The sequence below is a fragment of the Aciduliprofundum sp. MAR08-339 genome, assembly GCF_000327505.1.
Taxonomy (GTDB): Archaea; Thermoplasmatota; Thermoplasmata; order Thermoplasmatales; family Aciduliprofundaceae; genus Aciduliprofundum.
In genome coordinates this window covers 1,135,953-1,147,992 of record NC_019942.1, presented here as the reverse complement: position 1 = coordinate 1,147,992, position 12,040 = coordinate 1,135,953, and the positions used below count along the sequence as shown (strand labels likewise).

The 12,040-nt window shown below is 45.4% G+C and carries 12 protein-coding genes; 10 read left to right on the top strand and 2 right to left on the bottom strand.

All coding sequences use genetic code 11. The features are described 5' to 3' along the window. Window positions 1-41 precede the first annotated feature (41 nt). Window positions 42-557: an RNA 2',3'-cyclic phosphodiesterase gene (thpR, locus tag ACIM339_RS06230; RefSeq protein ID WP_015283766.1), complete on the top strand. Its 516-nt coding sequence runs from the start codon at window positions 42-44 to the stop codon at window positions 555-557. Here the strand turns inward: thpR and ACIM339_RS06225 are convergent. After that, a complete protein-coding gene (locus tag ACIM339_RS06225; RefSeq protein ID WP_015283765.1) occupies window positions 548-811 on the bottom strand; it encodes a hypothetical protein in 264 nt (87 codons plus the stop codon). The two genes, thpR and ACIM339_RS06225, sit on opposite strands and share 10 nt — an antisense overlap. After that, window positions 804-1,247 (bottom strand): helix-turn-helix domain-containing protein, encoded by a 444-nt coding sequence (locus ACIM339_RS06220; RefSeq protein WP_015283764.1) that lies wholly within the window; start codon window positions 1,245-1,247, stop codon window positions 804-806. Before ACIM339_RS06220 ends, ACIM339_RS06225 begins: the two co-directional genes overlap by 8 nt. Window positions 1,248-1,329: 82 nt before the next feature. Between ACIM339_RS06220 and ACIM339_RS06215 the strand changes: the two genes are divergently transcribed. From ACIM339_RS06215 to ACIM339_RS06175, 9 genes are all read left to right on the top strand, one after another. Next, window positions 1,330-2,325: a M42 family peptidase gene (locus tag ACIM339_RS06215; protein ID WP_015283763.1), complete on the top strand. Its 996-nt coding sequence runs from the start codon at window positions 1,330-1,332 to the stop codon at window positions 2,323-2,325. 37 nt (window positions 2,326-2,362) lie between these two features. Then, on the top strand, window positions 2,363-3,292 hold the full coding sequence (mvk, locus tag ACIM339_RS06210) for a mevalonate kinase (RefSeq protein WP_015283762.1): 930 nt from the start codon (window positions 2,363-2,365) through the stop codon (window positions 3,290-3,292). Between the two features lie 205 nt (window positions 3,293-3,497). Then, window positions 3,498-4,136 carry a flagellin gene (locus ACIM339_RS06205; protein WP_015283761.1) on the top strand — a complete coding sequence of 213 codons (639 nt, stop codon included), beginning with the start codon at window positions 3,498-3,500 and terminating at the stop codon, window positions 4,134-4,136. Further along, the gene (locus tag ACIM339_RS06200; RefSeq protein WP_015283760.1) at window positions 4,137-5,207 is read left to right on the top strand and encodes a flagellar protein F; all 1,071 of its coding nucleotides are present in this window, start codon (window positions 4,137-4,139) and stop codon (window positions 5,205-5,207) included. A 9-nt stretch (window positions 5,208-5,216) separates the two neighbouring features. Further along, window positions 5,217-5,639, top strand: a complete 423-nt coding sequence (locus ACIM339_RS06195; RefSeq protein WP_015283759.1) for a flagellar protein G — start codon at window positions 5,217-5,219, stop codon at window positions 5,637-5,639. A gap of 3 nt (window positions 5,640-5,642) precedes the next feature. Then, window positions 5,643-6,332 (top strand): ATPase domain-containing protein, encoded by a 690-nt coding sequence (locus tag ACIM339_RS06190; RefSeq protein ID WP_015283758.1) that lies wholly within the window; start codon window positions 5,643-5,645, stop codon window positions 6,330-6,332. Window positions 6,333-6,342: 10 nt separating this feature from the next. Next, the gene (locus tag ACIM339_RS06185; RefSeq protein ID WP_015283757.1) at window positions 6,343-7,986 is read left to right on the top strand and encodes a type II/IV secretion system ATPase subunit; all 1,644 of its coding nucleotides are present in this window, start codon (window positions 6,343-6,345) and stop codon (window positions 7,984-7,986) included. Between the two features lie 5 nt (window positions 7,987-7,991). Next, complete coding sequence (gene flaJ, locus ACIM339_RS06180) at window positions 7,992-9,656, top strand: archaellar assembly protein FlaJ (RefSeq protein ID WP_015283756.1); 1,665 nt, start codon at window positions 7,992-7,994, stop codon at window positions 9,654-9,656. Window positions 9,657-9,693: 37 nt separating this feature from the next. Further along, window positions 9,694-12,030 (top strand): DNA-directed DNA polymerase, encoded by a 2,337-nt coding sequence (locus ACIM339_RS06175; protein WP_015283755.1) that lies wholly within the window; start codon window positions 9,694-9,696, stop codon window positions 12,028-12,030. Window positions 12,031-12,040 lie beyond the last annotated feature (10 nt).

Below are 12,040 nucleotides of genomic sequence, written 5' to 3'. Positions count from 1 at the left end.
TGCGATGACAAGATTTTTAATTTCAAATGCCATTTGCATCTATGCGAAGTTTCATAGCAATTGAGGTACCATTCACCAAGGAGATGGAGAGTTTGCAGAATAGCATAGATGGTCGCGTGAAACTGGTTGAGAGGGAAAACGTGCACATAACCCTGAAATTCCTGGGAGAGATAGACGAAAAAACATTTGAAATGGTACGGCAAATTGTGGAAGACTGCAAGGTGGGAAGTTTCAAGATAACCCTCAGGGGTGTTGGTTTCTTTCCAAATGAGCGTTACGTGAGGGTTGTGTGGATAGGTGTGGATAACTACGAGCCCATTGAGAGAATGGCAAGGTGCATAGACGAAAAACTGAGAAAGATAGGATTTCAGAGGGAGAAAAGTTACGTGCCCCATCTTACGGTTGCCAGGGCTAAGGGAAGGATAACCATAAGGAATCTGGAAAAGTTCAAAAACATGAGATTTGCCGAAATGGAGGTTAAGGAGATAAAAATAAAAAAGAGTACGTTGACTCCAAATGGTCCCGTTTATGAGGATCTTGCCACAATTCAACTGTAGTACAGTTTTTCTCCCTCGTCCTCTTCCTCCTCTTCCTCTGCAAATTCAATCACATCTATGGCCGCGATGGAGCCTATTGGTATGAGTCTCGTCTTTCCCTTCATCTCTCCATGGCTCTCATCAAGTTCAAGCCACAGGGATGTGTCTTCACCAACGGCCACGAACCCCTTGAATGTTCCACTGCTCTTCATTATGCTGTTGTGCGCTGTTAGCGAGTACACCACACATTTTGACCCTATTGTCAGTTTATTCATACCTACCACCCTCCGCAAGTTTTGATATGTGCTCCACCATTATTCTGTAATTTTCCATTGCAAGTTTCACATTCGCCTCCACAAAGTTCCAGGCACGGGCCAGATCTCCGTACCTGAGACGGTACATCTTGTTCATTCCATCCTGCCGCTCATCCAGTATGTCCAGAGATTTCAGCTTGTTGAGATGCCTGTAAAGCGTGGTTCTCGTTGTGTCCAGATATGCGAGTAACTCTTCAACACTCCACTCCCGGTCCGGATGAAGAAGAAAACACTCCTTAAAAAGCCTGTAAGGCACGCTCTTAATAGCTCTTTCAAAATCCCGCTGAGGATCAACCCTGGGCATATACCCTATAGAACTGAGAAATGTGAGAAGAACATAATCCAGATTTCTCTCGTGAACCATCGGGGTCAGCAGGGTTATATTCATCTCGAACATAAACATAGTAATAGTTTTAGGTTTATTTAATTTTCCCAATCCCAGGAAGAAGGTTTAAAATACGGCAGTGCATTGGCCCAATATGCTTCTTGAAAAACTTGTAAAAGCGTTTGGAGTGCCCGGATTTGAGGATGAAATCAGAGCCATCGTAAAAGAGCATATGGAAGAATATGCGGACGAGGTACATGTGGACATGCTAGGCAATGTGATAGGAGTAAAGCACGGTGGTGAGAGGAAGGTCATGCTCGCAGCCCACATGGATCAGATAGGATTCATGGTCAGTGGAATCACAGAAGATGGCTATCTTGTGATCTCTCCCATGGGTGGCGTAAATCCCATAACCCTCCGTTCGAGGATCGTGAGAATCAGGGGGAAAGATGGCTTTGTGTACGGTGTAATAGGTGAGAAGCCTCCGCATATTGAGAAAAAGGCCGAGAAAAAGGAGATAAAGGATCTTCGCGTGGACATAGGGGTTGAGAGCAGGAATGAGGCAGAGCAACTTGCACCAATAGGTTCCGTTGGAAGTTTTGTTCCAAATTACTTGGAAATGGGGAACAGGATCGTGGCCACAGCCCTGGACGATAGGGCTGGAATATACGCCCTTCTCAAAACAATGGAGAATGTGGAAAGTGATGCCACTCTCTATTTTGTTGCAACTGTCCAGGAAGAGGTGGGACTCCGTGGAGCGAGGATCTCGGGATTTCGGTTAAATCCAGATATAGGCATAGCTATAGATGTGACCCATGCCAAGATGCCAGGAATTGGAAGTGAAGAGGTGCCAATCGTGCTTGGAAAGGGTCCCACAATAGGTGTCGGACCCACTGCCCATCCAAAACTCGTTCATCATTTCACACACACAGAATTACCATTCCAAATAGAGCCCAATCCATCAAGAAGCGGTACTGATGCTGACATAATACAGCTCTCAAGAGAGGGTGTGGCAACTCTCGTTCTTTCCATACCGCTCAGGTACATGCACTCCAGCGTGGAGATGATCGATAAGAGAGACCTGGAAAACACGGTCAATATAATTAAAATGGCCCTAAAAGATATAGGGAAGGTTGACCTCACACTATGAGAGAAATGTTTATCATTCTAATCCCATTATTCTTTTTGTGATTGCTTCTGCCCCGGCCAAGGTAATATTGTTCGGAGAGCATGCTGTGGTTTACGGAGAGCCAGCCATAGCAGTGGCCATAGATATGAGAACCTATGTGCATGCGGAAAAAAGCGAAGAGTACAGTGTGAATGGATATCCTATGAACTCCAGATACCATGCCTACATAAAAAACGCCATTGACCTCTGCTGGGAGGGTGAACCTCTGAGTATAAGAACAAAGAGCCAAATACCCTCCGCATCCGGTATGGGTTCCTCTGCATCCATAACCGTAGCCACACTGACAGCACTCTTGGCGATGAAAAAGGAGATTGATGAGGAGAAGATTGCGAAGATGGGTTTTGAGGTAGAGTACAGAACTCAGGGGAGGGCAAGTCCCATTGATACCAGCACAGTGACGCATGGGCAAGGGATACTCGTTCACAAGGTAAAGAGAGAAAATTACCTGTGGAAAGTAGAGAAAAACGGAGTTGTCTGGTACATACACCATGTCAAAATACCCTCTCTTCGCTTAGTTGTTGGATTCTCAGGCATAAAGGGCTCCACGAGGGAGATGGTTGAAAAGGTACGGAGATTCTACTCATGGAACTCATTCGCCAGGGATGTGATAAGGGAAATTGGAAGGATAACCCTGGAAGCTTTGAGCCCCCTGCAGGACGAGGATTATGAGCGCATTGGAGAGCTCATGACCCAGGATAACAAACTCCTAACGATACTTGGAGTGAGCCATCCAATGCTAAAGAAAATGATAAACGTTGCAATGAAACACTCCTACGGAGCGAAGCTCACCGGTGCCGGGGGAGGGGGTTCCATAATAGCACTCACCGATGAGCAGGACGAAGTTGCACGGGCCATTGAGGAGGTTGGCGGTCGGGCCTATAAGGTGAGCATCAGCAAGGAAGGGTTTAGAGTTGAAAATCATTTTTGAAAATCACTATTGGATATCTGTTATGTTTAACAAATTATAAATTTCAGTGAAAAATTTTTTAATACCCCATATTCTTCTTATTTTGAGAGAGGTCCTGAATGCCCGCAGGTGATAGCAGTTTAACCTCGGGCCTCTCTCGGGAGAGCGCCATGCTCTCCCTCACCAAAAATCACCTGGGAGGTGATAATCAGAGGTGATGTGAAATATGAAGAGGGTGATGAATAGAGAACAGGGAGAATTCGGTATTGGTTCGTTGATAATCTTCATCGCCATGATCATAGTATCCGCAGTGACGGCTGTGGTGCTGATACAGATCTCCTATCAACTTCAGCAGCAGGCGGAAGACACTGGAAACGTTGCAATACAGGATGTGTCCACCGGAGTGAAGATAATATCCATTGGCGGCTACAGGTACAACAATACATGGGGCACCACGGCTCCATATCACGATGTTATAGACTGGGTGAGCATAATGATAACCCCGATTTCGGGTAGTCCACCGATCAACCTGAAGGATGTCATAATTATTGTGAGTGATGGAAACACCTCGGTAAACCTCGTTTACAGCAGCAGTGTGGAATTTGATGGGGGTCCAAATCCAATAGGAGGTGCAGGCGTATTTGGCATGGAAATTGTAAGGGATCTGCCTCCTCAAACCCTTGAAAACGATGTTCTCACCTCTGGAGACATTGTATCCCTATCCTTCAACGCCACCGCCAACGGACTTAACCTGGAGCCGCAGACGTATCTGAGCATAAAGATCATTCCTAAACATGGGGTTTCTACCTTGAAGGAAATAACTACTCCCTCACCATACATATCAAGATACGTGGAGTTGATGTGAATGGGATTGAGCACAACAGCAGCATATGGCATACTGTTCACGGCTTCGCTTATAATGTTTGCAACAGTACTCAGCAGTATAATCTACTCATACACTATAACAAATCAGGGCATGGAAAACAGAAGCACGCTTATGGAGAGTGCAAAGAACGTGATTGAAATGGATAGGGTGGTTTACAATTCCTCAAAAATTGAGATCTATGCCATCAATCGTGGACCATTAACCCTGAACACCAGCGATATGTCAATAATTGTGAATGGTACAATGATGAACTTTACCTTCAACTCACCCTACTGGTTTCCCGGAAATCTAGAGAATTTTGACATAAGCACAAATTATACCCTTGGGACATCCCACGAGGTGCAGTTCAAAATTGATGTTGGAGACCATGTAATAGCAACCGCGGAGAGGGATAAAATCTATGTTCTGAATGAAACGTCCATAACGGCATACTCCTTTCTTGGAGTGAGAGTGTGGAGTGTGAATATTCAATCTCCACTGGACGTGGCCTGCGGCTCTTATCTCTATGTGCTTAATTCCACAGAAATAGAGATGTATGATTTTTCAGGAAATTACATAAAGTCTTTTGCCGCAAACCTCAGCATAATAGCCATAACAGCCACGGAAAATTACGTTTACGGGATATCCAATGACACCCTATACATATTCGACTCCACGGGGAATTTGGAAAGTGAGGTTGCCCTAGTGAATGCAAGGGATGTTACTGTTGGAAAGTACCTGTACGTTCTGGAGGGAAATGAGATCTATGAGTATACCTACGATGGATACTACATTACGAGATTCACAGATTGGAGGATCACAAATGCAACAAAAATAGGGGCAGATGAGCACATGCAGGGCTCATACATTTTCGTTCTGAATAATCACAACGAAATTTTAATTTATGAAAACGGGACATTTGCAGGAGAAATTCCCCTGACTTCTCTGGCAGAAAACATAGATATATACGGAAAAATCTACATCAGTGCACAGGGAGTTCTCGGTATGAACATGGGCTATAGGGTGAAGATTGTTGATGAATATGGAAATGAGGTTTACGGGTATCTGTGAGGTGATGCTATGGGTCTTAGCACAAGTGCAACCCACATAATATTCTTCATTGCCTCCGTGGTAATCGCTGCCAGTTTCGTTGGCATAGCAGCTAGCGCAGTTCTCAACATATCAAACGGCATAGAAAATAGGGGAGATATGATCGCAAACCAGCTTTCAGGAGAGTTCAAAATAATAAACGACCCTACGAGAATGAGTAACAATCCACTCGTCCTATACCTGAAAAACACGGGAAAAGTTCCACTTAGCACAAGCCACATAACAGTGCTTATCGATGGTACTGCCCAAGATAATTACACTGTGAGCCAGGATACATGGCTACCTGGAGAGACAATAGTCCTCACAATAAATGTGGATCTTGTACCTGGGACTCACGTTGTGAAGGTTGTGCTTGAAAACGGATTATCAGATACGTTCTACTTCAGGGTGTGAAAAATGTACAAGATAAAAATTGAGAGGGATGAACTGCATTCGCGTCTGGGAGGAGGATTTCCGGAGGGGTCTCTGGTGCTCATAGAGGGGGAGAACGGCAGTGGAAAGAGTGCATTGACACAGAGATTCGCCTACGGGTTCCTGATGAATGGGCATACGGTCACAATAATCTCCACAGAGCTCACGGTGAGGGACTTCATAAAGCAGATGTACTCCCTGAACTATCCAATAGCAAATTTTCTGCTTCGCAATAGACTCGTGTTTGTACCTGTTTACCCAATCATAGGAAATATGCGCGATCGCAAGGACTTCCTTGGAAGATTGATGTCCTCTCCAGCACTTTTCAAGACGGACATAATCATAATTGACACTCTTTCTTCGCTTGTGAAAGCAAGTTTAAATGTTGAATCACGCTCAGTTCAGTTGCTATCCTTCTTCAAGAGACTTATGGCTCTTGATAGAACCATAATTTTGAACGTGGAGAAGGGGGTGATGCGCGAAGAGATACTTGCCCCATTCAGGGCTGCCGCCAATGTGTATATAGAGACCTCCATAAACAAGATAGGAAGCATGGTGAACAGAATAGCATTCATAAGAAGGTACACCAATGCTGCTGGAAGAATTGAAAATACAATCGCTTTTAGGGTTGAGGCGGGTACTGGAATAATTCTCGAGATAATGGCAATATCATGAGGTGATGCCCATGGCAATGGGAACCAAGGTAGCCCTAGCAATAAAGAGAAACCCGCATCTTGGAAGGTACATTGAGAGGGTCAGAAGGGAACTCAACGAAACTCCAGAGTTCTACGAGCAATTATCAAGGGATATGAAGGACCTTGACTGGGTCAACCTCATATACCCTGTTGGAGACCCAATCTTCATCCACATATATGGGAGGAGAGGAGATAGAAAGTATATTGTGGTGCAGCCAGAAATGAGCGAAGAGGAGAAGATAAAGTACTACAAGGTGAGAGAGCTCATATTCATAAAGGCAGGATACGAACCCCCCCATAAAACCAAGGAAGAATTTGAGAGGCAAATAGAGAGACTGCTAAAGGATTCCACGGTGATCGTTGAGGAGCCTGTACCCTTTGAAGAGAAGAAGGGATTTCTGAGCATGTTCAGAAAGGTAAAGATTCCCGTCACGCAGGAGGAGTACGATAAGATTGAGTATTACTTAAAGAGGGATATAATAGAAAGTGGTCCTCTTGAACCCCTTCTCAGGGACCCATACATAGAGGATATTCACGCAATAGGGATAGAGCCAGTGCACCTTATCCACAAGGTATTTGAAACCATGGAGACAAATGTGCATTTTACAAGTTACGATGAACTTGACTCGTATCTTAGAGGTATGAGTGAGAGAATGGGTAGACCGGTGAGCACCGGGCGTCCCATAGTGGATGGTGCCCTGCCAGATGGATCAAGAATAAATATAATTTATGCGGATGATGTAAGCATAAAGGGCGCCTCATTCACAATAAGAAAATTCGCCGCAGAGCCTCTGAGCGTGACGCAACTGGTAAAATGGGGAACATTCAGTGCTGAGATAGCAGCCTATCTATGGATGGCCATAGAGTTCGGAAAAAGCCTATTTATCTCCGGGGAGACTGCAAGCGGTAAGACAACAACGTTAAATGCAATAATTCCGTTCATCAAGTACAACTACAAGGTTTTCACAGCAGAAGATACGCCAGAGGTGCATGTGCCACACGAGATATGGCAGAGATTGCTCACAAGGGAGGCTGGACCAAAAGAATCACGGGTTGAGATGTTCGATCTTTTGAAAGCCGCTCTGAGGAGCAGGCCCAATTACATAATTGTAGGTGAGATAAGAGGTGCCGAAGGTAATGTTGCATTTCAGGCCATGCAAACTGGACATCCCGTTATGGCAACGTTTCACGCATCGTCCATAAAAAGGATGATCCAGAGGCTGAGTTCTCCTCCGATAAACGTGCCTGTAACGTTCATGGATAATCTAAACATAGGTGTGTTCCAGCAGGCCGTTTATTTGAAAGGTAGAACCCTTAGAAGAGTTCTCTCTGTGGAGGAGATCCTTGGTTATTCGGCAGAACTTGGGGGAGTTATGACAAAGGCCGTGTTTGTTTGGGACCCACTTCGTGATGAGCACATATTCAGGGGACTCAACAACTCATACATACTGGAGGAAAAAATAGCTCCACTTCTCGGCTATGCTGATCCCAGGAAAGTATACGATGACCTTTTCCTCAGAGCAAAGATAATTCGCAAGATGATTGAGCACAACATATTCCGCTACAGAGACGTTGTAAAGATCATAGTGGATTTCCAGAAGTACGGTGTGGAAAAATTACCCTTTACGGTGTGATTAAAATGGCAGGAATAAGGGAGAAAGTGGCAAGGCTCTACACCTCATTCGACATCCCGTGGAGAAAATACATCCTGATGTACGCTTTACCCATACTATTCACCACCCTATTCATCACCCTCTATCTATCAATCTCGTTCAAATTTTTCAACATTTTCCCATTCTCCCTGGTTCTGTACACCATACCCGCATTCGGAATTCTAACCATCATGCTCTTTCCCCTCCTGAAGGGAGAGAAGAGAAAGAAAGAGATTGAGAAGTACCTGCATCTGTTCATAACAAGAATGGCCGTTCTGGCTTCCACCAGGTTGCCCCGTAAGGAAATATTCAGAATACTCTCGGAGGTGAAAGAATACGGTGCCCTGAGCGATGAGATTGCAAAGATTTACCATCTGATGGAGTACTGGAACATGAGTTTACCGGACGCCACAAGGATAGTTGCCAAGAGATGCCCCAGCGTTGAACTCGCAGATTTTCTGGACAGGATTGCACACAGTGCAGATGCCGGCGAGGATTTTGAAGTCTTCCTTGAAAAGGAGCGTGCGGTGGTTCTTGAAACCTATGCCGTCAAGTACGAGGCTGCCCTGAACCAGATGGATGTTTACAAGGAAACTTTTGTAGCGATGCTGATATCCATGCTCTTCTTCGCCGTATTTGTAACCATACTGCCCATGTTCACCACGGGAGATATGACAATCTACCTCTACCTCATGCTTCTGGCGTTCATAACAGTTGAGGCTGTTATGCTTTACGCCATAAAAATACGCCTGCCGGAGGACGATGTATGGCACAACAGGAAGGATGTCCGTTCACCCCACGAGATGAAACTTCTCAAGGTTATTCCCTTCGCCTATCTCATGGTGGCCCTTCTTTTCCTCATCACCTACTTCCTGAACCTGCCCCTCCCCATAGTCGTGGCAATATCCATACTTCCACTGTTCTACCCGGGATACCTGGTGCACACCGCAGAGAGTGACTTGATAAACTGTGATACAAATTACGACGCATTCATAAGGGCAGTTGGAAGTTACATAGAGGCAAAGGGCAGTGATGTGACCGCTATGGAAAGGCTGCGAAAGCATGATTTTGGGAAACTCACAAAGTACATAGATACACTTTACAAGAGATTGCTCACAAGAATTGATAAGAAAATGGCGTGGAGATACTTTGCCGGTGAGACGGGAAGCAATCTGATTTCCAAGTTCACAGATATGTTCGTTACAGGCCTGGATATGGGGGGAAACCCTAGAAAAATTTCAAAGATCATAAGCGAGTCATACGTGCGTATGATAGGGTTGCGTAAAAAAAGGTACCAGTCCGCTGCAAATCTGACGGGCATACTCTACGGTCTGATGGTTGGCATGGCATTTACACTCTACACAACACTCAATCTCATGAAGATGATGGCCAATATGATAAAATACTACCCCGTGAATCTGCAGAAGTACATACACATTCCCCTTCTATCCGCTCATTTCCCGCTCCAGGCTGCAAGCGTTGTGTTTCTGCTTCTTCTCGTAATTCATGCGCTCGTTTCCTCCATGATCATAAAAATAGTGAGCGGTTCGCATAGGCACAGCATATACCTCCACTTCTCCATGCTGGTATGGGTCGGCATTATAGTTGCATACGTTACCAACTGGGCAGTTGGAAAGGTTCTGACATTCTAATCGCAACCATTATATTCCCCCATGCAATATTTAAAACGTGTACTGGGATGTCAGACTGCTCACCGCCTCCTACTCAAAGGAGGACGATGGGGTCGTTGTGGAGTTGTACGGAAAGACGAGAGAGGGAAGGAGCATAGTGGCAAGATACCACGGTTTCAGGCCCTATTTCTACCTTGTGGAGCCACCCGCAACAATACTTGAGAGATTCTCAAAGGACCCAGAGATTCACAGAATGGAGGAGGTTAAACTCTGGCACAGGGGGAAGGTGCGCCAGTGCGTAAAGGTAACCCTGCAATCACCATGGAAAACTCCGCATTATCGCCGTGAGGCTCTGGAATTCTGCGATGTTCTCGCTGCCGATATACCATTTCACCAGCGCTTCATTTACGATTTTGACCTTGGCTCATGCGTGCGCATCCATGGCAGGGAGATTGAGAGTTCAAAATACACCGCGGAGATCGTTGTAGATGCTGAGAGTTTTGAAAACATTGATGATTTTAAGCCCCCCCTGAAAATTTTGAGTTTTGACATTGAAAACTCCATGATTGATGGGAGGATTTTCACCATAGGCGTGGCAGTTTGGGACGGAAAGATAAGAAAATACGGAATAGAGGGAGACGAGGAGGAGATACTCTGGAAATTCATAGAGGTCATAAAGAACGAGGATCCCGACGTGATAACGGGCTACAACATTGACGGTTACGATCTTGAACTTCTAAGTGACAGGTACAAGAAGTACGGTATGGAGTTCTCAATAGGCAGAGACGGGTCAAAGCCTCAGCGAGTGGTTGGACAGTTCTGGAGGGTGCATGGAAGGGTAATTGAAGACGCATGGTGGGCCGTAAAGAAGGAACTACGGTTAAAGCAGGAAACTTTGCAGGCGGTGGCAATGCACCTCTTTGGCGAGGGTAAATTGGATGTTGATAGAACAAACATAGACGAGGAATGGAAAAAAGACAAGGAGAAGGTCATGGAGTACTGCAAAAAGGATGCAGAACTGGCTTTAAGAATTCTTATGAAGATAGGGATAATTGACAAGTATCTTGACCTTGCCACAGTTACAAAATTTCCGCTGGATGATGTCATTCATTCAGGCACCTCCACATGGGTTGATTCTCTGCTCATAAGGGAGGCAGATAGGCACGGCATAGGTGTACCCCTTCAGGGTCAGGAGAGGAAGAGGGGTAAGATTGAAGGAGGCTATGTACACACCATAGAGCCGGGACTCTACCACTGGGTATGCGTTCTTGATTTCAAGAGCATGTACCCAAGCATCATAATCAAGTACAACATATGCTTCACCACACTCAGCAGGGAAGGGGAGATAGTTAGCCCCACGGGTGTGAGATTTCTCTCCAAGGAGAGAAGAGAGGGGCTAATTCCAAAAATTCTCAAGGAGTTAATGGATAAGAGGGATACCCTGAAGAGAATGATGAGAGAGGCAAAAAATGACGAGGAACGCAGGTACTATGATGGCCTGCAAAAAGCTGTGAAAATACTTATGAACACCTTCTACGGGGTTCTTGCATCATCCTTTTACAGGTTCACAAATCCAGATATAGGGGCGAGCATAACAGCGTTTGCCAGAGAAACCATAAAAAGAATAATAGGAGAACTGGAAAATGAGGGGATAAGGGTGGTTTACGGAGACACGGACAGTGTGTTCTTTCAGTCCCCCTACGAGAATCTTGAAAAAACCATAGAATTTGGAAAAAAGAAGGCAGAAGAGATCTCAAATAGGGAATCCCTGGTGCTTGAATTTGAGAAGATCCTTGAACCATTCTTCTCCCATGGTGCCAAGAAGAGATACGTTGGCAGGATAATCTGGCCTGAGGATAGCAGGGGTGAGATGATTGTTAGAGGTTATGAGATTCGCCGCACAGATTCCTTCGATCTGCAGAGCGAGGCACAGCGAGCCGTGTTTGAAAAAATCCTTGATGGAGATATTGAAGGTGCCATTGAAATGGCCAGAAGCATAGTGACAGAGGCCCGTTCAGGCAAGGTCCCCATTGAGAGCCTTGTGATTTCCCGTACTGTGCGAGATTTTAAATCCTACAAGAATCCAGAGAGCATGGCAAACGTTCAGGCTGCCAAAAAACTGATCAAAATGGGACATGAATTCATCCCAGGTATGAAGGTGGCCTGGATAGTCGTGAACGCCCGCGGCTCAAAGCAGGAGGTTGAACCCTACATCCCAGGAAAGGAATTCAATAAAAGACCAGATTACAAGTACTACGCTAGAAGAGTGGCAGAGACCCTTGCAAGAATAACCGAAGTGTTCGGTGTGGACGAGGAGAACTTACTCACGGGAAGCAAGCAGGCCAGCCTGACGAGGTTTGAGAGGAAGAGGAAAACCCTGTTTGATTTTGAGTAAATTCTTTATA

Bases quoted from the DNA above. Each gene is read 5' to 3' on its own strand.
- ACIM339_RS06185 (WP_015283757.1), top strand. From the start codon at position 6,343: ATGGCAATGGGAACCAAGGTAGCCCTAGCAATAAAGAGAAACCCGCAT.
- ACIM339_RS06195 (WP_015283759.1), top strand. From the start codon at position 5,217: ATGGGTCTTAGCACAAGTGCAACCCACATAATATTCTTCATTGCCTCC.
- ACIM339_RS06190 (WP_015283758.1), top strand. From the start codon at position 5,643: ATGTACAAGATAAAAATTGAGAGGGATGAACTGCATTCGCGTCTGGGA.
- ACIM339_RS06220 (WP_015283764.1), bottom strand. From the start codon at position 1,247: ATGTTCGAGATGAATATAACCCTGCTGACCCCGATGGTTCACGAGAGA.
- thpR (WP_015283766.1), top strand. From the start codon at position 42: ATGCGAAGTTTCATAGCAATTGAGGTACCATTCACCAAGGAGATGGAG.
- ACIM339_RS06205 (WP_015283761.1), top strand. From the start codon at position 3,498: ATGAAGAGGGTGATGAATAGAGAACAGGGAGAATTCGGTATTGGTTCG.
- ACIM339_RS06200 (WP_015283760.1), top strand. From the start codon at position 4,137: ATGGGATTGAGCACAACAGCAGCATATGGCATACTGTTCACGGCTTCG.
- flaJ (WP_015283756.1), top strand. From the start codon at position 7,992: ATGGCAGGAATAAGGGAGAAAGTGGCAAGGCTCTACACCTCATTCGAC.
- ACIM339_RS06215 (WP_015283763.1), top strand. From the start codon at position 1,330: ATGCTTCTTGAAAAACTTGTAAAAGCGTTTGGAGTGCCCGGATTTGAG.
- ACIM339_RS06225 (WP_015283765.1), bottom strand. From the start codon at position 811: ATGAATAAACTGACAATAGGGTCAAAATGTGTGGTGTACTCGCTAACA.